The sequence below is a fragment of the Erythrobacter donghaensis genome, from assembly GCF_002155425.1.
In the GTDB taxonomy this organism is placed as follows: domain Bacteria; phylum Pseudomonadota; class Alphaproteobacteria; order Sphingomonadales; family Sphingomonadaceae; genus Erythrobacter; species Erythrobacter donghaensis.
Window position 1 is genome coordinate 16,437 of sequence record NZ_MUYG01000005.1, and the last position, 22,408, is coordinate 38,844.

At 65.9% G+C, this 22,408-nt stretch carries 22 protein-coding genes and 1 pseudogene; 12 read left to right on the forward strand and 11 right to left on the reverse strand.

Features of this window, described 5'->3' with window-relative positions; genetic code table 11:
- From BZF59_RS00600 to BZF59_RS00620, 5 genes and pseudogenes are all read right to left on the reverse strand, one after another.
- Complete coding sequence (locus tag BZF59_RS00600) at positions 1-774, reverse strand: M50 family metallopeptidase (protein WP_086606311.1); 774 nt, start codon at positions 772-774, stop codon at positions 1-3.
- A 187-nt stretch (positions 775-961) separates the two neighbouring features.
- Positions 962-1,930: pseudogene (locus tag BZF59_RS00605) on the reverse strand (AI-2E family transporter); the annotation flags it as partial.
- Between the two features lie 12 nt (positions 1,931-1,942).
- A complete protein-coding gene (gene gyrB / locus BZF59_RS00610; protein ID WP_086606313.1) occupies positions 1,943-4,480 on the reverse strand; it encodes a DNA topoisomerase (ATP-hydrolyzing) subunit B in 2,538 nt (845 codons plus the stop codon).
- A 110-nt stretch (positions 4,481-4,590) separates the two neighbouring features.
- The gene (locus tag BZF59_RS00615) at positions 4,591-5,439 is read right to left on the reverse strand and encodes an N-acetylmuramoyl-L-alanine amidase (RefSeq protein ID WP_086606314.1); all 849 of its coding nucleotides are present in this window, start codon (positions 5,437-5,439) and stop codon (positions 4,591-4,593) included.
- A gap of 135 nt (positions 5,440-5,574) precedes the next feature.
- Positions 5,575-6,336 carry a PIG-L family deacetylase gene (locus BZF59_RS00620; RefSeq protein WP_086606315.1) on the reverse strand — a complete coding sequence of 254 codons (762 nt, stop codon included), beginning with the start codon at positions 6,334-6,336 and terminating at the stop codon, positions 5,575-5,577.
- A gap of 95 nt (positions 6,337-6,431) precedes the next feature.
- Between BZF59_RS00620 and BZF59_RS00625 the strand changes: the two genes are divergently transcribed.
- Entirely contained in the window at positions 6,432-7,982 is a 1,551-nt protein-coding gene (locus tag BZF59_RS00625; protein ID WP_245805953.1) for a class I adenylate-forming enzyme family protein, read from the forward strand.
- Positions 7,983-8,734: 752 nt separating this feature from the next.
- Here BZF59_RS00625 and BZF59_RS00630 read toward each other — a convergent pair.
- Positions 8,735-9,046, reverse strand: a complete 312-nt coding sequence (locus BZF59_RS00630; RefSeq protein WP_086606316.1) for a UrcA family protein — start codon at positions 9,044-9,046, stop codon at positions 8,735-8,737.
- Positions 9,047-9,313: 267 nt separating this feature from the next.
- On the opposite strand from BZF59_RS00630, the gene guaA reads away from it, so the two are divergent.
- The 5 genes from guaA to BZF59_RS00655 all read left to right on the forward strand — a co-directional run bounded on the left by guaA (position 9,314) and on the right by BZF59_RS00655 (position 14,064).
- On the forward strand, positions 9,314-10,927 hold the full coding sequence (gene guaA, locus BZF59_RS00635; protein ID WP_086606317.1) for a glutamine-hydrolyzing GMP synthase: 1,614 nt from the start codon (positions 9,314-9,316) through the stop codon (positions 10,925-10,927).
- Between the two features lie 37 nt (positions 10,928-10,964).
- On the forward strand, positions 10,965-11,483 hold the full coding sequence (locus BZF59_RS00640) for a metal-dependent hydrolase (protein ID WP_211277326.1): 519 nt from the start codon (positions 10,965-10,967) through the stop codon (positions 11,481-11,483).
- An 86-nt stretch (positions 11,484-11,569) separates the two neighbouring features.
- Positions 11,570-12,214, forward strand: a complete 645-nt coding sequence (locus BZF59_RS00645) for a YceI family protein (protein WP_086606319.1) — start codon at positions 11,570-11,572, stop codon at positions 12,212-12,214.
- A gap of 22 nt (positions 12,215-12,236) precedes the next feature.
- On the forward strand, positions 12,237-13,301 hold the full coding sequence (locus BZF59_RS00650) for an NAD(P)H-dependent flavin oxidoreductase (protein WP_281251627.1): 1,065 nt from the start codon (positions 12,237-12,239) through the stop codon (positions 13,299-13,301).
- A 220-nt stretch (positions 13,302-13,521) separates the two neighbouring features.
- A complete protein-coding gene (locus tag BZF59_RS00655; RefSeq protein ID WP_143738043.1) occupies positions 13,522-14,064 on the forward strand; it encodes a hypothetical protein in 543 nt (180 codons plus the stop codon).
- Here the strand turns inward: BZF59_RS00655 and BZF59_RS00660 are convergent.
- From BZF59_RS00660 to BZF59_RS00670, 3 genes are all read right to left on the reverse strand, one after another.
- A complete protein-coding gene (locus BZF59_RS00660; protein WP_143738044.1) occupies positions 14,025-14,492 on the reverse strand; it encodes a hypothetical protein in 468 nt (155 codons plus the stop codon). The two genes, BZF59_RS00655 and BZF59_RS00660, sit on opposite strands and share 40 nt — an antisense overlap.
- A gap of 75 nt (positions 14,493-14,567) precedes the next feature.
- A complete protein-coding gene (locus BZF59_RS00665) occupies positions 14,568-15,128 on the reverse strand; it encodes a hypothetical protein (RefSeq protein ID WP_086606323.1) in 561 nt (186 codons plus the stop codon).
- Positions 15,112-15,372, reverse strand: a complete 261-nt coding sequence (locus BZF59_RS00670) for a zinc-finger domain-containing protein (RefSeq protein WP_086606324.1) — start codon at positions 15,370-15,372, stop codon at positions 15,112-15,114. Before BZF59_RS00670 ends, BZF59_RS00665 begins: the two co-directional genes overlap by 17 nt.
- 73 nt (positions 15,373-15,445) lie before the next feature.
- Here BZF59_RS00670 and BZF59_RS00675 point away from each other — a divergent pair, with 73 nt between their 5' ends.
- A complete protein-coding gene (locus BZF59_RS00675) occupies positions 15,446-16,399 on the forward strand; it encodes an ABC transporter ATP-binding protein (protein WP_086606325.1) in 954 nt (317 codons plus the stop codon).
- 65 nt (positions 16,400-16,464) lie between these two features.
- Here BZF59_RS00675 and BZF59_RS00680 read toward each other — a convergent pair whose 3' ends face one another.
- Entirely contained in the window at positions 16,465-17,016 is a 552-nt protein-coding gene (locus BZF59_RS00680) for a hypothetical protein (protein ID WP_086606326.1), read from the reverse strand.
- Positions 17,017-17,182: 166 nt separating this feature from the next.
- Complete coding sequence (locus BZF59_RS00685) at positions 17,183-17,380, reverse strand: hypothetical protein (RefSeq protein WP_086606327.1); 198 nt, start codon at positions 17,378-17,380, stop codon at positions 17,183-17,185.
- A 207-nt stretch (positions 17,381-17,587) separates the two neighbouring features.
- On the opposite strand from BZF59_RS00685, the gene nadB reads away from it, so the two are divergent.
- The 5 genes from nadB (at position 17,588) to BZF59_RS00710 (ending at position 22,374) form a co-directional block, all read left to right on the forward strand.
- On the forward strand, positions 17,588-19,216 hold the full coding sequence (gene nadB / locus BZF59_RS00690) for an L-aspartate oxidase (RefSeq protein ID WP_245805954.1): 1,629 nt from the start codon (positions 17,588-17,590) through the stop codon (positions 19,214-19,216).
- 66 nt (positions 19,217-19,282) lie between these two features.
- Entirely contained in the window at positions 19,283-19,864 is a 582-nt protein-coding gene (locus BZF59_RS16140) for a DUF7010 family protein (RefSeq protein WP_158094225.1), read from the forward strand.
- Positions 19,861-20,322, forward strand: a complete 462-nt coding sequence (locus BZF59_RS00700) for a DUF5063 domain-containing protein (protein ID WP_158094226.1) — start codon at positions 19,861-19,863, stop codon at positions 20,320-20,322. The genes BZF59_RS16140 and BZF59_RS00700 overlap by 4 nt, the downstream gene beginning before the upstream one ends.
- 179 nt (positions 20,323-20,501) lie before the next feature.
- Positions 20,502-21,443 carry a TraB/GumN family protein gene (locus BZF59_RS00705; protein WP_086606330.1) on the forward strand — a complete coding sequence of 314 codons (942 nt, stop codon included), beginning with the start codon at positions 20,502-20,504 and terminating at the stop codon, positions 21,441-21,443.
- Positions 21,444-21,477: 34 nt separating this feature from the next.
- On the forward strand, positions 21,478-22,374 hold the full coding sequence (locus tag BZF59_RS00710; RefSeq protein ID WP_086606331.1) for an alpha/beta fold hydrolase: 897 nt from the start codon (positions 21,478-21,480) through the stop codon (positions 22,372-22,374).
- Positions 22,375-22,408 lie beyond the last annotated feature (34 nt).

Consider the following 22,408-nt stretch of genomic DNA (forward strand, 5'->3'; position numbering starts at 1 on the left):
TCAGCGGCGGAACTGCAGCACGTTGGCGGGCGGCTTCTTGGGAGGGGGGCGCAGGCGCTTGTCGGCGAGGGCGTAGCGCAGCGCGGCGCCGACCATGATCGCCGAGGCGACGAGGATCACCCCGGCCCAGAACCAGTAGGGCGGGCCTATCGCCGCCGCGATCGCGCCGGTGTCCGACAGGACGACCTGCCCGTTCATCGTCACTTGTTCGGTGAACAGGTAGCGCCAGTCGCCGAAGCCGCTGTAGACCCCCAGCAGTCCGAGGAATTGCAGGGTGAAGCGGTCGACGCTCGGCGAGCCGCGCCATGCGACCAGACCCAGCACCCCTGCCACCACCAGCAGCGCCCACCAGCCGGTGGCCGAGCGCACCCAGATCAGCGTGCTGACGAGGATCGCGGCGAGCACCAGCCACAGCACCGGCCGCCATGCGCGCGGGTGCGCGCTGGCGACGATCAGCAGCGCGCCGACCATGCTCGGGGCGAGCGGGCCACCCGCGGCGATCGCTGCAGGGACGAGACGCGAGGCGCTGCCGCCGAGGCTGTATTCGGCATAGCCCGAGCCGTTGGGGAAGATCACCAGCTGATGGAAGGACTGGCCCAGCACCATCGCGGTCAGCCCGTGGCCCATCTCGTGAAACCAGGTCGTCAGGATATAGAACGGATATGCCAGATATTCGCCGAACGGCAGCGCGGGCAGCATCGCCACCACCAGCGCGGCGATGACCAGCCGGCCGATCGCTTCACCTTGCGAACCGGGCGTGACCAGCGACTGCACGGCGTCAGTCCGCCTCGCCTTCGGGCGGCGCATGGCCCGAGGCATCGACCCGGATGCCGCCATCGTCCTCTTCCAAGCGCCCGGCTTCGGCGTCCTCTTCGCGCTGTTCGCGCAGGATCGACCAGCTGGCGAGGAACAGCCCGGCCACCAGCGGGCCGAGCACAATGCCCGAAAAGCCGACAAGGCTCAGACCGCCCAGCGTGGTGACGAGGATGATCCAGTCGGGAATACCGGTATCGCGGCCGACCAGAATCGGGCGCAAGACGTTGTCGGCCGAGGAGATGACGAAGAACCCCACCAGCAGCACGAAGATGCCCTGCCAGGTATCGCCCGAGATCAGCAGCCACAGCCCGGCCGGCAGCCACACCGCGCCCGCGCCGATCACCGGGACCAGCGCGAAGAACACCGTCACCACGCCGAACAGCAAGGCAGAGGGCACGCCTGCGATCAGCAAGGTGATCCACGCCAGCGCGCCCTGCACCAGCGCGACCACGCCGGTGCCTTTGATCGTGGCGCGCACGATGCCGAGGAAGCGGTTGGCCAGCCGATCGGCGATGCTGCGTTCGACCGGGACAGCGCACAGCACCGTGCGCCCGATCCGCTCGCCATCGCGGAGCAGGAAGAACATCACATACAGGCCGACACCGAAAGACAGGAGAAAGCCCAGCGCGCCGCTGCCGATCGACACGGCCTGCCCCGCGATCATCCCGGCGCTTTCGGTGAGCAGTTCCTGCAAGCGGGTCTGCACCGCCGCCATGTCGGCCCAGCCGCTGCGGTCGATCGCGTCGCGCGCGGCCTCGGGCAGCATCCCGTGGACCTGATCGAACCATGCCGCCAGATCGATCGGCTGCTGCTGAAGCGCGGTGACCAGCACGACCGCCTGCTGCGCCACCATCGTCGCCACCCACAACGCCGGGACCATCACCACGAAGAAGATGATCAGCAGGCTCAGCCCCGCCGCCGGATTGCGCCGCCCGCGCGTCTGGATCAGCGCTTGCTTGTAAAGCGGCTGGAACATGATCGCCGCCAACCCCGCCCACAGCAGCGGCTGGGCAAAGGGCAGGACGATCACCGCCATCAGCAGGCTGACCACCGCAAGGATGATCAGGAAGCTGGCGTGCTGCAATTCCTCGGTGCGGTGGGGCTGGTTGGCCATGGTTGCGGGTGCCTAGACGTCGAGGTTGGCTACGTTCAAAGCATTGTCCTGAATGAACTCGCGCCGCGGCTCGACGATGTCGCCCATCAGACGGGTGAAGATTTCGTCGGTCACGTCGGCATCCTCGACCTTGACCTGCAGCAGCACTCGGGCTTCGGGATCAAGCGTGGTCTCCCACAATTGTTCCGCGTTCATTTCGCCCAGACCCTTGTAGCGGGCGATCGCCAGCCCCTTGCGCCCGGCGGCGAAGATCGCGTCGAGCAGCTGTGTCGGGCGGCTGATCGTGCCGTCGAAAGTGGCCGCGGGCGGCGCGGCGGCTTCCTCGGCCTCACCCGCGAGCGGATCGTCGGCTGCGGCGGGGGCTTCGGGCTCGGGCTCGTCGGCCACATCGCCTGCGCGCACGAGGCTGACGGGCGAGGCATAGGCATCGGCCTGCGCGGCGGCGAGGCTGTGGAGCTTGTGCGCTTCGGTGCTGACAAGGAACCGCCCGTCGATCTCGTGCACATCGGTGACGCCGCGCCACAGGCGTTCGAACACCACGGTGCCGTCTTCGCGCTGCGACGCGCTCCAGCGCGCCTCGCGGTCGCCTGCGCCCAATCGCCCGGCGGCGCGTTGCAGCGCAGCGGCAAGCGCATCGCCCGCCAGCCCCGGTTCGAGCGCGCCGACCAGCGCCATCTGTTCCACAATCCCGCTGTCATAGCGGCGCGGCACGAAGGCGAGCAGGTTCTTGAGACGCAGCGCAGAGTCCACCAGCGCGCGCAGATCCTCGCCCCCGCGCGCCCCGCCTTGCGTTTCCAGCACCCGGCCTTGCAGCCCGGCATCGACCAGATAGCGATCAAGCGCGGCCTGATCCTTGAGATAGACCTCGCTCCGCCCCTTCGACACCTTGAACAGTGGCGGCTGGGCGATGAACAGGTGCCCGGCGCGGATGATCTCGGGCATCTGGCGGTGGAAGAAGGTCAGCAGCAGCGTGCGGATATGCGCGCCATCGACGTCGGCGTCGGTCATGATGACGATCTTGTGGTAACGCAGCTTTTCGAGGTTGAATTCGTCGCGGATGCCGGTGCCCATCGCCTGAATGAGGGTGCCGACTTCCTTCGAGGAAATGATCCGGTCAAACCGCGCGCGCTCGACATTGAGGATCTTGCCCTTCAGCGGCAGGATCGCCTGTGCCTTGCGGTCACGCCCCTGCTTGGCCGAACCGCCGGCGGAGTCCCCTTCGACCAGAAACAGTTCGGACTTGGCGGGGTCACGTTCCTGACAATCGGCGAGCTTGCCGGGGAGCGAGGCGACGCTCATCGCGCCCTTGCGGCTCATCTCGCGCGCGCGGCGGGCCGCCTCGCGCGCGGCGGCGGCGTCGATCACCTTCTGGATGATCGACTTCGCATCGCCGGGGTTTTCCTCGAGCCACTCGGTCATCTTCTCGCCCATCAGCGTTTCCAAGGGCGAGCGGACTTCCGAGGAGACCAGCTTGTCCTTGGTCTGGCTTGAGAACTTCGGGTCGGGCAGCTTGACGCTCACGATCGCGGTCAGGCCTTCGCGCATGTCTTCGCCCGAAAGACTGACCTTCTCCTTCTTCAGCATCCCCGAACGCTCGGCATAATTGTTGAGCGTGCGGGTCAGCGCGGTGCGGAAGGCCGCAAGGTGCGTGCCGCCGTCGCGCTGGGGGATGTTGTTGGTGAAGGCGAGGACGTTCTCGTAATAGGAATCGTTCCATTCCAGCGCGACGTCGATCCCGATCCCGTCCTTCTCGGCGCTCACCGCGATCGGCTCGGGGATCAGCGGCTGCTTGTTGCGGTCGAGATATTTCACGAAGGCCGCGATGCCGCCTTCGTAATAGAGATCGTGTTCGACCACGTCTTCATGCCGCTTGTCGCGCAGCTTGATGCGCACGCCGGAGTTGAGGAAGGCCAGCTCGCGGTAGCGGTGTTCGAGCTTCTCGAAATCGAACTCCGTGACGTTCTTGAAGGTGTCGTGGCTGGCCTTGAAGGTGACGCGCGTCCCCTTCTTCCCTGCTGGCGCATCGCCCTTCACTTCGAGCGGCGCGACGGCATTGCCATGCTCGAAGCGCATCCAGTGCTCCTTGCCCTCGCGCCAGATGGTGAGCTCCAGCCATTCCGACAGGGCGTTGACCACCGACACGCCCACGCCGTGCAGCCCGCCCGAGACCTTGTATGCATTGTCGTCCGAGGTGTTCTCAAACTTCCCGCCCGCGTGGAGCTGGGTCATGATGACTTCGGCGGCCGAGACACCTTCTTCGGTGTGCATCCCGGTGGGAATCCCGCGCCCGTTATCTTCAACGCTGACGCTGCCATCGGGGTTCAGTTCGATCAGAACGAGGTCGCAATGGCCTGCCAATGCCTCGTCGATGGCATTGTCCGAAACTTCGAAGACCATGTGATGCAGGCCCGAGCCATCGTCGGTATCGCCGATATACATGCCCGGGCGCTTGCGCACCGCATCGAGGCCCTTGAGAACCTTGATCGAATCGGCGCCGTATTCGTTGGCGTTGGGCAGCTTTTCGGGGGTCGGATTGTTGGTGTCGCTCATGGGTCATCATATAGGCGCTGGCGACAGGAAACCCAACTGCGGGAGGGCCGCAAGCGGTGCTTTTCCACGGGTGACGAGGGCACTTCGTCGACGCGAGCGACGCGGGGCTGTCAGGGGACCGGCGAAAGGTAGGCCGCATAGACCCAGCCCTGACAGGCCACCCCGTCGATCCAGCGACGGATCAGATACCAATCCCCGCGCGCTTCCAGCCGTTCCACCTGCTGCCCGTTGCCGATCGGCCCCCAGTCGAGCGTATCGAAACTGGTCCCCGGCCCGCCGCGCACATTGAGCTTGCCGCCGGTGGTCTCGACCACATAGGTGACCGGAGTGACCGCGTCATCGCGGTGGTCGATCAACCGGCGGAACCGCATCATCGGGAAGGCCGGGCCGGGATCGACCTTCCACCGGCGCACCGTGTCGATGTCGCGGTGCCCGACGATGTCGACCAGCGTGCGATAGGTCTTGAGCAGCGTCTTGGTCAGCGTCTCGACCGCTTTCAGCTGGTCTTCGGGAAACAGCGGCCAATATTGCCGGGCCGATCCCACCCACGGGTCCTGCGCCTCGATCATGCCGGGGAACGGCGCCAGCTTGGCTGCGCTGACGGGCTTGCGGTTCCAGTTGAGCCAGCCGCCGTCCGCCGCCTTGAAGTGGTAGCCGGGATTGACGATCTCGATCCCGATCGAGAAGTGGTTCACGCCCGACCGGCCATGATAGACCGCAGGTCCGGCGTGAAAGGCACGATCGGCGGTGGAGACCATCTGGGTGATGGTGCCATCGGTCTCGACCACGAAATGCGCGCTCGCCCCGCCGCGTTTCTTGAAGGCGTCGATCGCGGACTGCGCATTGTAGCTCGCCGTGTAATGCATGACGATCACTTCGCGCGGATTGTTGCCGCTGTAGAAATTGGGCGAAGGCACCTGCGGGCTATCTTCCAGCCAGCCGTTGTTCTTGAAGCGCATGGGGTCTCTCTCCGTGAAAGGGGACACAATGCGACTCGAAGCTGGGATGTTTTTTAGAGCAGACTATCACACTGGCGTGCGCTGCGCGCTTGGCCAAATCCGCCAATCGTCACAAAGACCTGAAGAGCCCGGGGTCTAGAAGGCTGGGCGGAAATGCACCTTGCCCTGCCACATCGTCGCATCGAACAGGCCCATCACCCCTTGGCGTGAGGCCTCGTCAAACTGCGTGACGTGGCACATCGCGGCGGCTTTGGCAGCGGCGAGATCGGCGGAGGTGTAGGCGATGGTCTGGGTGAGGAGCGCGGGGTCGGTTGTGGCCCACCCGGCCATCTCCGGCACCGGGGGCAGGCTGCCTGCGGGGATGCCGACATAGAGCAGCGCGGGCCGCTCGGCGGCGGGCAGGGCCTGCACCACCTGCGTGGCCAGCGCGCTCACCATGCGGTGATCGGCATGGCCGTATCCGCCATCCGGCCCCCAGGTGAGGATGAGGTCGGTGGCAGGCATCTGCCGTTCGAGGTCTGCCTTCACCTTTAACGCCGCGCTTTCGGGATGATGCGCGGCAAGACCCAGCGTCCCGTCCCCCGCCTCACTACCGACGAGGGCGGCAACACCCAGCGCCTCGATCGCGCACCATGCTTCGGCGATGCGCCGTTCGGCCAGTTCCGGCCCCGGTGCCATGCCCGACACGCCCGGCCCTGCATCGCCCGCGGTGGCATAGTAGATCGCCACGTCCGCCCCTTCGCGGGCCATCGCCGCTATGGCGGGGGCCATGAACAGCTCGTCATCGGGGTGGGCGACCACCACCAGCACCCGCTGCGGCGCAGGCTCGGCTTGCTGCGCCGCCGCCGGAGCGAGCGCCACAGCGGCGAGTGCGATCATTGCGGTCATGCGGATCATGGGTGTCCCTCTCCTTCGCGCCGGACCTTTCCACCTGTGCGCGCGGCTGTGCAAACAGTTTGCGCGCGCCGCGCTGCCGATTATGCATACCCGCCATGAACACCGACGCGATGATGAGCCGCCTAGCCGAGCCGTTCGGCAGCTTCCCCGAAATCCTGATGGAATGGTCGCGGATCAAGGGCGACGATCTCGCCCTGCGTGACGACCGGCGCGAGGTCTATTGGGCCGAGCTGGTCGGGCTGGTCGAGCGGCTGGCTGCGCGGCTGGTCGAGACGGGGCTCAAGCGCGGGCAGTCGGTGGCGATTTTGGGCACCTCGAGCGTCGAATATGCGCTGGTGTTTCTGGCGGCGGTGCGCGCCGGGGGTGTGGCCGCGCCGCTCACCACCAGCGCCTCGCCGGAGCAGCTTGAGGGGATGGCGACAGATTCGGGCGCGATCCATCTGTTCATTGATGCGGCCAAGGCCGCTGAATTGGGGCCGGATTTCATGGCACACCTGATCCGCGTTCCGCTTGAGAGCATCGACCAGTGGATGGCTCCTCCCGGTGCCCGCGCGCCTGCCTTCACGCCAGAGCCGAAAGACCCGTTCAACATCATCTATTCCTCCGGCACGACCGGCATCCCCAAGGGCATCGTCCACTCGCACCGGATGCGCTGGCGGCAATTCGCGGCGACGGCATTGAGTTATCTCGGGGCGGGGCTGGAAGTGCGCTCGCTCGCCTCGACGCCGCTCTATTCGAACACCACGATGGTCGCTTTCCTGCCGGTGCTGCTGGCGGGGGGATGCGTGCGGGTGATGGGGAAGTTCGATTGCGCCAAGTGGCTTTCCTATGCCGAGGCCGACCGCACCACGATCACCATGCTGGTGCCAGTACAATATCAGCGGCTGATGGATTTTGCCGGGTTCGATGACTTCGACCTGTCGAGCCTCAAGCTCAAATACTGCACCTCCGCGCCCTTCCCTGCCGACCTCAAGCGCGAAGTGCTCCAGCGGATGCCCGGCGGGCTGATCGAGATCTATTCCATGACCGAGGGCGGGGTCGTCTGCCTGCTCCCCTGCAACGAATTCCCCGACAAGCTCCACACCGTCGGCCGCCCCGCGCCGGGGAGCGAGCTCAAGGTGCTCGACGACGAGGACCGCGAGGTGCCGCCGGGCACGCCGGGCAATCTCGTCGGGCGCAGCCTCACAATGATGAGCGGCTACAAGAACCGCCCCGACAAAACGCAAGAGGCGCAGTGGATCGACCCCGCTACCGGCGAGGCATGGATGCGGATGGGCGACATCGGGCGTGTAGATGCCGAAGGTTTCGTCGAACTGGTCGGCCGCGCCAAGGACATGATCATCTCGGGCGGGTTCAACATCTATCCGAGCGATCTCGAGGCGGAGCTCTGCAAGGAGCCGGGCGTGGTCGAGGCCGCGGTGGTCGGCGTGCCCTCGCGCGCCTGGGGCGAGACGCCGGTGGGCTTCGTGGTGCTCAAGGGCGATGCCGATCTCACCACGATCATGGCAGCGGTCAACGCGCGGCTCGGCAAGACCCAGCGGTTGGCCGCGCTCCACGCCATTGCCGAAATGCCGAGGAGCCATATCGGCAAGTTGCTCAAGACCGATCTGCGCGCGGAAGCGGTGCGCCTCGGCGGCACGGAATAGCCAGCCTGAAAACAGTTCGGCCCGGCTCCTCGGGTGAGGAACCGGGCCGGACTTAAGGTGTCTGCACTTGGCTCCACCGGCTGCGGCGATGCGCCTCAGACGATGAAGGTGTTGAACGCGGCGCCGCTGACGGTCACGGCGAGCAGCAAGGCGACAGCCTTTTCGATGATCATGGTCATGGTTCAAGTTTCCCTGTTTTTGTTGTTGTTTGGGAACCCGGGCAGCCGAGGGGGGAGAGGGGGCTGCCCGAGTCTGAGCACCATATACAAAGCGGCGCGTAATTTTCAATCTCTCGCGAGACTGAAAATAATTCATCACCGCAATCGAAAAAGGCAATCTGTAATGGTCGGGAGCGGGGGCGCGGCTCGAGACGCGGCCTCCTGTTCAGGGGGGGAGGGTGGTGGCCGCGTCTCTTTCGCTGCGTGTCCAGCCGAGCGGCCGGACGGTGACAGGGCGGGAGGGCCGAGCGAGGGGGGAGAGCTCGGGCCGCTCCTGCCGGTCGGCAGGCGGGCGGGCGGTCCGTGTTCGGTTTCCGCCGCCGGGCGATGGGCCCCAAGGGGCAAGCCGGGATTGGAGAGAGGGGCCCGGCACCGCATCGCTCGGCTGCGCAAATGGTGTTCGATCAAATCGAATTCAAATGCGAAAATGCCAAATTTACTTGCGTTTCTTGCAGCAAAATCCCTACCGCAACTCGATACAAAAAGGCCGCCGGATCGCTCCAGCGGCCTTTTGTTTCAAACGCATGACCGCGATCAGTTGGCGGCGACGCTGCGGCCGTTGCGGGCCTGGAGCGAGGCGACGCGCTCGACTTCGGCCAGCGCGGCGGCGCGGGCATCGGCCACGCACTTGCTGTCCACCGCCGGGCGGCCATAGGTGTAGCGCGCGGCGCTTTCGATGGTGCAGGCCTTGCGCAGCTTGGCGTCGATCCGCGCTTCGAGCGCGGCGCGGCCTTCGGCAGTGGTCACGTCGACATCGGCGTAGTCGACGCGGACGGTGACGGTCTCTTCGGCCACAGCCGGGGCGGCGAGAGCGGCGAGAGCGATCAGGGGGAGAGTGAAACGCATCGTGAGACTCCGGATTATGAGAGGGTGTCGTAAGGTTCGATGCCGCTTTCCGGCATTCGGTTGCTGTTTGAAACTCTGGTGCAGTGCACAAGAATGATGTGCAAATGCGAAATATGCGAAATTGGTTCCGAAGATTGCAACCAAAATGCTCCGAGATTTCGGGAAACCTATGAAAATGCGGCGCTACATTTTTGCTGCGGTGCAAAAGAATGGGCCCGATGCGCAGCGATGCTGGACAGCGCGGGGCCCGCTTCGTAATCCGCCGCCATGAACGCGCACCCTTCCAGCCCTGCCGCGGGCGATTCTGCCATCCCCGAATCGATCCTGATCGTCGATTTCGGCTCTCAGGTGACGCAATTGATCGCGCGCCGCGTGCGCGAGGCGGGGGTCTATTCCGAGATCGCCCCCTTCACGCAGGCCGAAGCGGCTTTCGCGCGCTTGCAGCCGAAAGGCATCATTCTCTCCGGCTCCCCCGCCAGCGTGCCCGACGACGGCAGCCCCCGCGCCCCGCAGGCGCTGTTCGAGGCGGGCCTGCCGATCCTCGGCATTTGTTATGGCCAGCAGGTGATGACGCATCAGCTGGGCGGCGAAGTCCGGCCCGGCCACGAAACCGGCGACGACGGGTTTCGGGGCGGTGAATTCGGCCGCGCCTTCCTCACCGTCACCGGCGATTGCGCGCTGTTCGACGGATTGTGGGAGGTGGGGACACGCCATCAGGTGTGGATGAGCCACGGCGACAAGGTCACCGAATTCGCCGAGGGTTTCGAGATCGTCGCCACCAGCGACGGCGCGCCCTTCGCGGTGATCGCGGACGAGGCGCGCCGTTTCTACGGCACCCAGTTCCACCCCGAGGTCGTCCACACCCCGGACGGCGGCAAGCTGATCGCCAATTTCGTGCGCCACGTCTGCGGGCTGGCGGGCGACTGGACCATGGCCGAATTCCGCAAGACCAAGATCGCGGAAATCCGCGCGCAGGTGGGTGACAAGCGGGTGATCTGCGGGCTTTCGGGCGGGGTCGATTCGGCGGTCGCGGCGGTGCTGATCCACGAGGCGATCGGCGACCAGCTGACCTGCGTCTTCGTCGACCACGGGCTGATGCGCATGAACGAGGCCGAGCAGGTCGTCACCCTGTTCCGCGACCACTACAACATCCCGCTGGTGCACGTGGAGGCCGAAGAACTGTTCCTCGGCGGGCTCGCGGGTCTCACCGACCCGGAAGCCAAGCGCAAGTTCATCGGCAAGACCTTCATCGACGTGTTCGAGGCCGAGGCGAAGAAGGTGGGTGGCGCCGATTTCCTCGCGCAGGGCACGCTCTATCCCGACGTGATCGAATCGGTCTCCTTCACTGGCGGGCCGAGCGTCACGATCAAGAGCCACCACAATGTCGGCGGCCTGCCCGAACGCATGAACATGGCGCTGGTCGAGCCGCTGCGTGAACTGTTCAAGGACGAGGTGCGCGATCTGGGCCGCGAGCTCGGCCTGCCCGATGCTTTCGTCGGCCGCCACCCCTTCCCCGGCCCGGGTCTCGCGATCCGCATCCCCGGCGAAGTCACCAAGGAGCGCTGCGACATCCTGCGCAAGGCCGACGCGATCTATCTCGAGGAAATCCGTAACGCCGGGCTCTATGATGCGATCTGGCAGGCCTTCGCGGTGCTGCTGCCGGTCAAGACCGTGGGCGTGATGGGCGACGGGCGCACCTATGATTCGGTCTGCGCCCTGCGCGCCGTGACCTCGACCGACGGGATGACGGCGGATGTCTTCCCTTACGACGCCGGGTTCCTGACCCGCGTGGCGACCCGCATCGTCAACGAGGTCAAGGGCATCAACCGCGTGGTCTACGACTATACGTCGAAGCCGCCGGGCACGATCGAGTGGGAGTGACCTGCTTGCGTCCTGCGGGGGACTCATGCCGACCATAATGACTCACGCCATCGTGCCGCTCGCGATGGCGGCGGTGGCGGGGCGCGCGCGGATCAGCCCCCGGCTCGCGCTCGCCGGAGCGGGCCTGGCGATGCTGCCCGATGCCGACGTGATCGGCTTCGCTTTTGGGATCGAATATGCCGACACCTGGGGCCATCGCGGCGCGACTCATGCGGTCGCCTTTGCCGTGGCCGTCGCGGGCGCGATCGCGCTGCTCTGGCACGAGGCGCGGTCGATCGGGGCGTTCCTGTTCCTCGCCGTGGCGATGGCGAGCCACGGCGTGCTCGATGCCTTCACCAGCGGTGGGCTGGGCCCGGCGCTGTGGTGGCCGGCCAGCGACGCGCGCATCTTCGCCCCCGTCACCCCGATCCGCGTCTCGCCGATCGGAGCCGGGTTCTTCTCCCATCGCGGGCTGCTGACGCTGCAATCCGAGCTGCTGCTGGTGTGGCTGCCGGTTTGCGCGCTGGCTGTGGCGGGCGTGCTGATCCGGCGCGGCATGCAGCGCACCGCAAGCTGACCCCCGCATCCGACCCCTTCCGCCTGCGCCGATAATCGCATATCGCTCAGCGCCGAGAATCCTGCCTGAAAGGTCCCGCTATCGTGATGTCGAACCTTCGCCGCCTTGCCCTCCCTGCCGCACTTGCGCTCAGCCTTGCCGCCTGTGCCCAGGAGCCGGCAGGCGATGCTCCCGGTGGTGAGACCGCTGCCGCCGCGCCGCTGATCGAGGGTGACTGGGCGCTTGATCCGGCGGCCTCGCGGCTCAGCTATGTCAGCATCAAGGCGGGCGAAGTGGCGGAGGCCAACCGCTTCGATACGCTTTCCGGCACCGTCGCCGCCGATGGCACCGCGAGCCTCGATATCGACCTCGCCTCGGTCAACACCGGGGTGGACATCCGCAACGAACGGATGCGCGAGATATTCTTCGGTGTGGCCGAAAACCCCAAGGCAACCGTCACCGCCAAGCTCGACCCGGCGGCCTTCGCCGGCCTCGCGGTGGGCCAGTCGCTGACCCGCCCGCTCAAGGCCAATGTCACGATCAAGGGCGCATCGAGCGATGTCGAGACCGAAGTGCTCGTCACCCGCGTCGCCGACGACCGCGTGACCGTGGTGCCGACCGCGCCGGTGATCATCTCGACCGACATGTTCGACCTGACCGACGAGTTGGGCGAATTGCGTGCACTGGCGCAGCTGCCCTCGATCACGCCCGCCGTGCCGGTGACCTTCAGCCTCGCCTTCAAGCGCGGCTGACGCTACGGCGCGCGTCGCCGCGCTGCGGCCATCGCAAAAGCGGGCTTGCAAGGCCTGTCGAAGTGGGCTTGTCTCCCCTGCAAACACGCAATTGCACGGGAGAACACAGGCCATGAAAACCGCGATCACCGAAATGTTCGGCATCCAGCACCCGATCATTCAGGGGGGGATGCACTATGTCGGCTTTGCCGAGATGGCGGCGGCGGTGTCGAATGCCGGGGGCCTCGGGATCATCACGGGCCTCACGCAGGGCACGCCCGAAAAGCTCGCCAACGAGATCGCGCGCTGCAAGGACATGACCGACAAGCCCTTTGGCGTGAATCTCACCATCCTGCCGACGCTGACCCCGCCGGACTATCCCGGGCTGGTCAAGGCGGTGATCGATGGCGGGGTGAAGGTGGTCGAAACCGCCGGGCGCAACCCGGTCGACCTGCTCCCGCCGCTCAAGGATGCCGGTATCAAGGTGATTCACAAGTGCACCTCGGTGCGCCACAGCCTCAAGGCGCAGGACATCGGCTGCGATGCGGTGAGCGTCGACGGGTTCGAGTGCGGCGGGCATCCGGGCGAGGACGATGTGCCCAACTTCATCCTGCTGCCGCGCGCCGCCGATGAACTGGAAATCCCCTTCGTCTCCAGCGGCGGGATGGCCGACGGGCGCAGCCTTGTCGCCAGCCTTGCGATGGGCGCGCAGGGGATGAATATGGGCACCCGCTTCATCGCAACCAAGGAAGCGCCGGTGCACGAGAATGTGAAGCAGGCGATCCTCGCTGCTTCGGAACTCGACACCCGGCTGGTGATGCGCCCGCTGCGCAACACCGAGCGTGTGCTCAACAATGCCGCCGTCGAACGCCTGATCCAGAAGGAGAAGGATCTGGGCGACACCATCACCATTCAGGACATCCTGCCTGAAGTCGCCGGGGTCTACCCGAAGATCATGATGGAAGGCGCGATGGACGAAGGCGCGTGGAGCTGCGGCATGGTCGCCGGGCTGATCCACGACATCCCGACCTGTCAGGAACTGATCGACCGCATCATGCTCCAGGCCGAAGAGATCATCGCCCGGATGCAGGCCCAAGCCCGAGCATAATTCCAAGGGGATGAGGGCGCGCGCCTGAGCCGTGCGGTTTTCGCGTCCGGCGGCAGGCTGAGAGCGGTCAACTAGGTAACACCCCGCATTATCTCTCCGCGTGCTCTGCGGCACCATGCGCGGCGTGCCAAGGTGATTCTGGATGGTGTCGCCGGGGCATGCGTGTGCGTGTGCTTCGGTCAGGCTGCGGGAGGCCTTTCCGGCTGTATTGGACGGTGAGGTGGGTATGGAATTCATGGCAGCGGGGGCTGTAGTGCCCGGCGGGCTGATTATGGCTGCGGCATTGGCCGGGTGGATGCTGGGGCGCTGGCAAAGCGGGCAGCCGCGCGCTGCGCCTGCGCCGCCGGTGGGTGATGGCTTGACGGAGGGTGCGTCAGGCGCGGCGTGCTCCCCGTCTGAGCTGACCTTTCCCGGCGCAAGCGACACCTCGGACGCGAGCGGTGTGACCGCCTGCCAGCACGCCGCCCGCGCGGAGCGGCGCGAGGTGACCGAGGCAGCGCGTTCGCTGGCCGAACTTCACGACGAGATCACCGCCTATCGCCAGCAGGAACAGGTGCTCGCCGCCGCGATCGGTGAAGGGATGCCGCTGGAACTTGCCGCCGATGATCTGCGGCAGGAGTGCCGCTATCTCGGCCTGATCGGCCAGCCGACCTGCTCGCTGCCCCATGGCGGCCATGCGGCCTGCACCCATTCGGCTGGCTGCGCTGCCGCAATGCGCGCTGTTCAGCCCTCGGCGCGGTTGTCGGGCTTCACCCGGGTGTAGGGCACGAAGTCGTCGAAGAACACCGTGCCGGTGAAGAAGCCCAGCACCCGGTCGACCGTGGTGGTGATGTCGAGCCGGCACAGCTGGGTGGCGTTGAAGCGGTTGGTCACTAGCGCATTGTTATCATCGATCGCCGAAGGATCGCGGGTGCGCTGGACATAGATCGTGTTGCCCGATCCATAGACATAAGCCGTGCCGTCGATTGTCTGCATCCGCTGATTAGGCAGGGTGCGGATGCAGCGCACCGGCTCGCCCGCGACCCGGCCTTCGAGCAGCTTGGCAAGGCGCGCTTCGCCCTTGGATGGGGGCGCGGGAGCCTCGGCTTCGGCCTCGACATCGCCTGTGTCCTGCGCGGCGAGCGGCGTGAGGGCAAGGCCCGTGGCGGCAGCCGCCACCAAGGCCGATGTCAGGAATGTTGCGCGTTTCATCACAGGATACTCCTTGATCCACCCCACCCGCCTGCGCGTCATGGCACAAGCGGGCTGAACACGCCCTGACTCGCCTCAGTCGCGCTCCAGATCGACATCCATGCGCAGCGACCCGGTCTTGCGGTCGCGCACCAGCGTCACCGAAACATCGAGCGATTGGTCTTCATCACGGTCGAGCGGATAGGACCCGTCGTAATCGGCCAGCTCCTCGCGGTTGCGCAGGTAATCGGCATAGGACTCCCCCGATCGCCCTGCCGCCTCGGCAAGCTGCTGTTCGGTGTAGATGACCGCCTCGTTCCGCTCGAGCGGGGCGGGAAGGCAGGCTTCGAGCCGCCCCTTCACCGTCTCCAGCGCACGCCGCGCCTCGGCCTCGTCATGGAAGGCCCAGTCGCAATTGATCTGGAGCTCTTCCGCAGGCCCGTAGAGGTCGCAATTCTCCGCCCCGCGCATTGCGTCGGCGGCGCCGTTCAGCGTTACGTCGATCGTGCCCGCGCCGTTGATGTTCGCGCCGAGGCCCTTCAGCCGCTTGGGGTTCTGAGCCAGCAGCGCATTGATCACCGGGCAGGGCCCGGCCGCCGCAGCCACGCCCGGCATGACCAGCGCGGCAAGCGCCAGCGCGCTAGTGGCCGCCCGCATCCGCGCCTGAGGCAATGTCGGGAAGCTCCGCCTGCACCGCGCCATCCGCCGGGCCGCCGCGCAGCACGAAGCGCCGGTCGCAATAGCCGCAATCGACATAGCCATGCTCGTCGATCTCGAGAAATACGCGTGGATGGCCCAGCGCCGCCGGGCGATAGCCCGCACGGGTGCGGATGCCGCTGGCGCCGTCGCAGCTGACGCGCCGCGTATCGACCAGCAGGACTTCGGGAGGAGGAATGCTCATGGGCCATGCCGATACCCCGCCCGCCGCGCCAGTTCAATTGCCTTTGGCGCGCGGCTTGCCTAGGGCTGCGGCCATGTCATCCGAACCCGCGATCCGCATCGACAACCTCGTCAAGCGCTATGCCCCGGCCAAGGGCGCCAAGGGCACCATGACGGAGGGCAAGCTGGCGCTCGGCGGGGTGAGCTTCGATGTGCCGCAGGGGGCGATCTTCGGGCTGCTCGGCCCCAATGGCGCGGGCAAGTCGACGCTGATCAATATCCTCGCCGGGCTGGTCAACAAGACCGGCGGCACGGCGGAGATCTGGGGCTTCGACATCGACCGCGACCGGCGCAACGCCAGCCGCTCGATCGGGATCGTGCCGCAGGAAATCGTCTTCGACCCCTTCTTCACCCCCTTCGAGGTGCTGGAGAATCAGGCCGGGTTCTACGGCATCCCCGCCGCGCTCCGCCGCAGTGAAGCCTTGCTGGAAGCGGTGCGGCTCAGTGACAAGCGCAACGCCTATGCCCGCACGCTGTCGGGGGGCATGAAGCGGCGGCTGTTGGTCGCCAAGGCGATGGTGCACAGCCCTCCCATTCTGGTGCTCGACGAGCCGACCGCCGGGGTCGATGTCGATCTGCGCCGCCAGCTGTGGGAGCTGGTGACGGAGCTCAACCGCGAGGGCGTGACCGTGGTGCTCACCACCCACTATCTCGAAGAGGCAGAGGAGCTGTGCGATCGCATCGCCATCATCAACCACGGCCAGCTGATCGCCAACAAGCCGACCCGCGAACTGGTCGACATGGCGCGCGAGAAGATCGTCGCGGTGACTGTCGCCGAAGATTTCGCCCAGCCGCCCGCGCATGACGCCTTCAGCAAGGTCGCGGTTACCGGCCCGCGCGGGGTCGAGGTCACCTATGACAAGGACCGCCTCAGCGCCGGACAGGTGCTCGCGATCCTTCAGGGACAGGGCCTGACGATCGAGGACGTGACCACGCGCGAGGCCGATCTCGAGGACGTGTTCGTGCAACTGACGGGTGGCGGGGGATAGGCGCGCGCGTGTGCTGCCGCGTCGATGCCGGTAATGCCGCAAGTCCCGGCGACACGATCGAGGCGCTATAGCTGGGCCTTGCAGGCGTCGTAAGCCTTGATAGCGCTGGTGCGAAGGGCCGACGGGGCCGCCAGTGTCGTCAATCGGATGCCATCGCTGGACGTCGCCGATACCTTGCTGCTGAGCAGCAATGCTGTGGCTTCATCGGACGAGATCGGCGCACTCAGCACCCAGTGATCGGCGGTGTTGGGGTGTGGGGTCACCCGCATGTCCAGCGTCATGTCAATGCTTGCCGAACCGTTCGACAAGTCCAGCCGAATGTTCTGACGGCCTGATGTCGCGACCGGATTGATCGGGGTGAAAAACAGAACGTTCGAGCTGCCCGACTTGTGCTGCGCTACCATCATCATGTTCACGTCAGGCCCGGTGAACTGGGCGATCTGGCATTCCACCCCGCGTGTCTTGCGGACATTCATCATGTACGCGCCCTCAACCTTCTGGAAGAGCTCCTGTACCTCCGGCGCGGCGGTTTGGGCGTATAGGCCTGTAGATCCGCAAAGGGCCAACAAGGCCAGCGCGGCCATGCGCGAAGCGTTCACTGTCATCTCCAGTTTCATGGGCTTCCCGCAGAAGCCGGACGAGGCAGGTGCTAAGCGTGCGAACCGCCGGTAACCAGTGACAATTGCCGTTAGGCTGCCATGGCAAACTCACGAAGGGTTGGGCTGCGAGCCTCGCGATCGGGGAGGTCAAAACCCGCAGGCGCGACCGCGGCGTAGAGCGGTTTCAGCGCGACGACGGGGTCGGCGCGTTGCTGTGCGCAGCCCCGTCCTTTCGCCTGCGCCACACGCGCCGTCCGCGCCGCTGGATCGGCGCGCCGCAATGGCTGCAATCGCCGACATAGACGCGGCCGTTCCAGACCACGTCGCGGCGGACCGGTTCGTGCCAGTTGAGAAAACAGGTGATGGAAGACACAATCGACATGGGGAAACGCGCCCTTGGAGAGAGAAAAAGTGAACGATTCCAGCGGTTGCGATCCTCTCGCGCCGCCCCTTCGGGCTGATCCGCGATAGGGCCGGTGTAGCATTATGTTGCACTGCAACCTAGGGGGAACCCCTAAGTCATTTGCCTTAAGGCTGTGTGACAAGCATCGCTCTTGCCTGCCGCACGATTGCGCGCCATGGCAATGGGATGGCGATGGAGAGGGCCTTGGGACCGGCGGATGACAATCTTGCGCAGGATGGCGCGCACGATGTTGTCGTGATCGGATCGGGCGCGGCGGGGCTGACCGCGGCGCTGGCGCTGGCCGAAACGCGCCGGGTGCTGGTGCTGGCGAAGGGCTCGCTCACCGGCGGGTCGACCGCCTGGGCGCAAGGCGGGATCGCCGCGGTGCTCGACACCGGCGACACCTTCGAGGACCATATCCGCGACACGATGGTGGCGGGCGCGGGGTTGAATGACCTCGCCACGGTGGAATTCGTGATCGAAGCCGCGCCGCAATCGATCGACCGATTGTGCGAACTGGGCGTGCCCTTCAACCGCGACGCCGATTCGCTCCACCTCACCCGTGAGGGCGGCCATTCGCACCGCCGCATCGTCCATGTCGACGACGCGACCGGCTGGGCGGTGCAATCCGCGCTGCTGAAAGCCGCCGAGGCCAATCCCAACATTACCCTGTTGCCGGGCCGCACCTGCATCGACTTCATCACCGATCGCCACCGCGAGGCCTTCTCGGCAGCGGGCCGAGTATGGGGGGTCTATGCACTCGACGAGGCGACGGGCCGGGTAGAACGCCATGTCGCGCGCGCCACGATCCTCGCCAGCGGCGGGGCGGGGCGCGTGTATCAATTCTCCACCGCCCCGCGCGGCGCGACGGGGGACGGGATCGCGATGGCCTGGCGGGCGGGCGCGCGCGTCTCCAACATGGAGATGATGCAGTTCCACCCGACCTGCCTCTACAATCTCGAGGTCAAGAACTTCCTCATAACCGAAGCCGTGCGGGGCGAGGGAGGGCACCTGCTCCACCCCGAAACCGGACGCCGCTTCATGGTCGATTACGACCCCGAGCGGATGGAGCTGGCCCCGCGCGATGTGGTCGCGCGCGCGATCGACGACCAGATCAAGCGCTTCGGGCTCGATTACGTGCATCTCGATATCAGCCACCAGCCCGCCGATTTCGTGAAGGAGCACTTCCCGACCATCTACGACAAGCTGATGGGGCTCGGCATCGACATGACGCGGGAGCCGATCCCTGTGGTGCCCGCGCAGCACTATACCTGCGGCGGCGTGGTAGTGAATCTGGCGGCGCGCACCGACGTGCCGGGGCTGTGGGCAGCGGGCGAATGCACCGAAAGCGGCCTCCACGGCGCGAACCGGCTGGCGTCCAACTCCCTGCTCGAATGCTTCGTCTTCGGCGAGGCCGCGGCGCAGGACATCCTTTCGCGCTGGGACACGCTGGAAGCACCGCCCGCGATCCTCCCGTGGGACGAAAGCCGCGTGACCGACTCCGACGAGGAAGTCGTCATCAAGCAGAACTGGACCGAAATCCGCCGCTTCATGTGGAACTACGTCGGCATCGTGCGCACCACCAAGCGGCTGGAACGCGCCGCAAGCCGGATCGAGCTGCTGAAACGCGAGGTCGAGGATTACTACGGCGCGTTCCGAGTGACGACCGACCTGATCGAACTGCGCAACCTGCTGCAGTCCGCCGAGTTGATCGTGCAGAGCGCGCTCAAGCGGAAGGAGAGCCGGGGGCTGCACTACACGCTGGACTATCCGGCGATGGCGGACGAGGCGAAGGATACGGTGCTGGTGCCGTAAAGGCGGTGACATTCGCGGGGAAATGCCTGATAAGTGGCGCACAATCAGCCTTGGAGGCAAATGCGGATGGACTTTTCGTCAACTTCCTTGGCTGACGCCCGGCGCGAATACCTGCGCACCAGCACAACCGGAATGCCCATCGCCGGCTTGATCAGTTGGGCCAGTCTTGCTCTGGCGCTGGTGCTTCTGGATGGCCAGCTGCCCGCTTGGGCCGTCTTTACCGCCGCAGCGGCGCCGTTTCCGCTTTCGATGCTGATCGACCGCCTGCGCGGGCTTGACGGTATTCGCAAGGAGAGCAGCGCCAATCCTGTCACGCAGCTGTTCATGCAGATGATCTTCGTTGTGGCGCTGCTGATCCCCTTGGTCATGATCGCCGCGAGCGCCACCGGCAGTCTTGATCTGCTGGTGCTCGGCATGGCCATACTCGCGGGCATGGTCTGGGTGCCGCACGGATGGGGCGCTGACGATCCGGCGGGCTTGCGCCACTTCATCCTGCGCGCCGTGCTTTGCTACACCGCCTACCTGGTCGTGCCGGAGCCCCTACGCGGGGCCGCAATTGCCGGCGCGGCGGCGCTGACCTACGTCTATGCCATTGCGGCGATGCGCAAACCGTCGGAGGCGGTGAAGGAAACGGTGTTGGTGCCTTGACGGAGCATCGCGCAGAAATCGAGACAGCGATCCGTCACTTCCTTTCACTGCTTTCACCCGAAAATACTGCGGCGACGCTTCAAGACGTTGCTTGTTCGTTGGACGACTTGGTGCGAATCTATCTCGAGACGCCTAAAGTCGAACCGCAGTCTGATGAGGCGAGCCGGGCTCCCCGGATTGACGAGAAGCCCCTCGCCCTCGGCGCTGTGCGTTTTTTCGAGGACGACGATATCATCTGGTTTGTCGATCCAAGAGGCGGTGCGGAACAGCAGCCCATGTGCACGTTTGCGTCAGCCGAGCTTGCGGAGATCGCGGGAGATCTGGCGAAGGTGCTGTGGGAGTTTGAGCACGGGACGGTGGCAGATGCCATTTGGGAGTTCCGGTTCGGCTACGAAGCGCATTGGGGGGATCATCTGCACCGCGTGAGGCATTACCTTCATGGCATAATGTTCTGGTGAAGGGTCCGTTCACCCTGAGCTTGTCAAAGGGCCGCCATTCACTTCATCCCACCTCCCGCGAAGCAGTGCGGTGCTTCGACAGGCTCAGCACGAACGGGATTGGAGTGGGCGGAGGTTCGGCAAGTATTCAGGCGCACTGTCCTAGCAAGGTGCCGAATGATGAAATCATGGGGCGCACAATGAAGAACCTTCGGAATTCTCTCTCGATTGCGGCGATACTTTCCGCCCTGATCGCTACCCCCCTCGCCGCCCAAGAGCCCGAGCCCGAAACCACCAACGCCATCGTCGTCACCGCCCAGCGCTCGGGCGCGCCGATGTGGACCATCGACACGCCCACCGGCACCATCATCCTCGTCGGCGAGATCCGGGCGATCCCGAAGTCGGTGCCGTGGGAGCCTGCGCGGCTGGAGGAGGCCACCAAGGAGGCCGACCGCGTGATCCTCGGCGCGCGGCCCAAGGTTTCTCCGGGGGATATCTTCCGCCTGATCTTCTCGGGCGGCAAGTTCACCAAGCTGCCCGACAAGACCGTGGCGAGCCAGTATCTCACCCCGGAACAATGGGCGCGGCTCTCCGCGATCGGCGCGGCGCAGAAGGAGGACTATTCCCGCTCCAGCTTCCTGATGACGTCGTTCCAACTGCTGTCGAAGGAGCTGCGCTTCAACCGCGACACGGGCGACGACACCACCGATGTCGTGAGGAAGGCCGCCGACAAGGCCAAGGTGCCCACCACCCGCGCCGCCACGCTGCGGGGCGAAGACCTGCTCGACAATCTGGCTGAGGCTCCGCCTGAAACGCATATCCCCTGCCTCAATGCGGCGATGGATGCGCTGGAGGGCGGGCCGGACATCGTCGCCCAGCGCGGCACCGATTGGCGGCGCTCCGATATTCGCGCGGTGATGGCCAATCCGCTCGAACAGGCGCTCGGCCAGTGCTGGCCCTGGGCAGATGACGAGGTGGGCGGCGAACTGCGCACCATCTGGACCGATCGCATCGCCGAAGCCGGCACCGCCAAGGGCACCACGCTCGCGGTCGTGCCGCTAAGAGTGTTGGCGGAAGAGGGCGGAGTGCTTGACCAATTGGACGCACGCGGCTTCGATATCGCCGGACCTGTCTGGAGATGACCGGACGGGCCGCCACAGAGGAACGCTTGCGCCCATGCCCACCATCACCACCCCCAACACCGGTATCGAAATCTTCTATGAAGAGCAGGGCGCGCCCGAGGCTCCGGTGATCCTGCTGGTGATGGGCCTTGGCGCACAGCTCACCCTCTGGCCGGACGAACTGGTCGCGGCGCTGGTGGGAGAGGGCTTCCGCGTCATCCGCTACGACAACCGCGATATCGGCCTCAGCCAGAAGTTCGAAGGCGCCAAGGCCCCGTCGCTGGCGGTGCAGGTGCTGCGCAAGAAGATCGGCTTTCCGGCCAGGGTGCCCTATACCCTGAAGGACATGGCCGACGACGGGATCGGGCTGCTCGATGCGCTGGGGATCGACAAGGCCCATGTCGTCGGCGCCTCGATGGGGGGCATGATCGTGCAGCTGATGGCGATCCACCATCCCGCACGGCTGATCACCATGACCTCGATCATGTCGACCACCGGCAATGGCAAGCTGCCGCAGGCCGAGCCCGCCGCGATCGGCGCGCTGACTGCGCCGCTGAAGGGCATGGACGAAGAGACACTGGTCGCCCACGGGCTCAACATCATCCGCAATATCGGCACGCCCGACAGCCCCGAATTCCCCTTCGACGAGGCGCATCACCGCGAACGGGTGCTGGCGAACATGCGCCGCTCGGTCTATCCGGCGGGGCTGCCGCGCCAGCTCGCCGCGATCATCGACGATGGCTGCCGCCGCTCGCGGCTCGCCAGCGTCACCACGCCGACGCTGGTGATGCATGGCGAGGCCGATCCGCTGGTGAAGCTGGAAGCGGGCGAGGATACCGCGCGGCATATCTCCGGCAGCCGGCTGGTGACGATCCCCGGCTGGGGCCACGATCTGCCGATCCCGCTGATCCCGCGCATAACCAGCGAAATCGCCGCCCACGCGCGGGGCTAGCGCACTACGCGCTTCTCCTAGGGGGAGGGGTGGG

What these genes read in the sequence shown, in the direction of transcription:
- BZF59_RS00675 (WP_086606325.1), top strand. Translation starts at nt 15,446, where the DNA reads ATGTCATCCGAACCCGCGATCCGCATCGACAACCTCGTCAAGCGCTAT.
- BZF59_RS00630 (WP_086606316.1), bottom strand. Translation starts at nt 9,046, where the DNA reads ATGCGTTTCACTCTCCCCCTGATCGCTCTCGCCGCTCTCGCCGCCCCG.
- gyrB (WP_086606313.1), bottom strand. Translation starts at nt 4,480, where the DNA reads ATGAGCGACACCAACAATCCGACCCCCGAAAAGCTGCCCAACGCCAAC.
- BZF59_RS00685 (WP_086606327.1), bottom strand. Translation starts at nt 17,380, where the DNA reads ATGTCGATTGTGTCTTCCATCACCTGTTTTCTCAACTGGCACGAACCG.
- BZF59_RS00705 (WP_086606330.1), top strand. Translation starts at nt 20,502, where the DNA reads ATGAAGAACCTTCGGAATTCTCTCTCGATTGCGGCGATACTTTCCGCC.
- BZF59_RS16140 (WP_158094225.1), top strand. Translation starts at nt 19,283, where the DNA reads ATGGACTTTTCGTCAACTTCCTTGGCTGACGCCCGGCGCGAATACCTG.
- BZF59_RS00670 (WP_086606324.1), bottom strand. Translation starts at nt 15,372, where the DNA reads ATGAGCATTCCTCCTCCCGAAGTCCTGCTGGTCGATACGCGGCGCGTC.
- BZF59_RS00660 (WP_143738044.1), bottom strand. Translation starts at nt 14,492, where the DNA reads ATGAAACGCGCAACATTCCTGACATCGGCCTTGGTGGCGGCTGCCGCC.
- BZF59_RS00625 (WP_245805953.1), top strand. Translation starts at nt 6,432, where the DNA reads ATGAACACCGACGCGATGATGAGCCGCCTAGCCGAGCCGTTCGGCAGC.
- guaA (WP_086606317.1), top strand. Translation starts at nt 9,314, where the DNA reads ATGAACGCGCACCCTTCCAGCCCTGCCGCGGGCGATTCTGCCATCCCC.
- BZF59_RS00615 (WP_086606314.1), bottom strand. Translation starts at nt 5,439, where the DNA reads ATGCGCTTCAAGAACAACGGCTGGCTGGAAGATAGCCCGCAGGTGCCT.
- BZF59_RS00665 (WP_086606323.1), bottom strand. Translation starts at nt 15,128, where the DNA reads ATGCGGGCGGCCACTAGCGCGCTGGCGCTTGCCGCGCTGGTCATGCCG.
- BZF59_RS00710 (WP_086606331.1), top strand. Translation starts at nt 21,478, where the DNA reads ATGCCCACCATCACCACCCCCAACACCGGTATCGAAATCTTCTATGAA.
- BZF59_RS00645 (WP_086606319.1), top strand. Translation starts at nt 11,570, where the DNA reads ATGTCGAACCTTCGCCGCCTTGCCCTCCCTGCCGCACTTGCGCTCAGC.
- BZF59_RS00680 (WP_086606326.1), bottom strand. Translation starts at nt 17,016, where the DNA reads ATGAAACTGGAGATGACAGTGAACGCTTCGCGCATGGCCGCGCTGGCC.
- nadB (WP_245805954.1), top strand. Translation starts at nt 17,588, where the DNA reads ATGGCGATGGAGAGGGCCTTGGGACCGGCGGATGACAATCTTGCGCAG.
- BZF59_RS00640 (WP_211277326.1), top strand. Translation starts at nt 10,965, where the DNA reads ATGACTCACGCCATCGTGCCGCTCGCGATGGCGGCGGTGGCGGGGCGC.
- BZF59_RS00620 (WP_086606315.1), bottom strand. Translation starts at nt 6,336, where the DNA reads ATGATCCGCATGACCGCAATGATCGCACTCGCCGCTGTGGCGCTCGCT.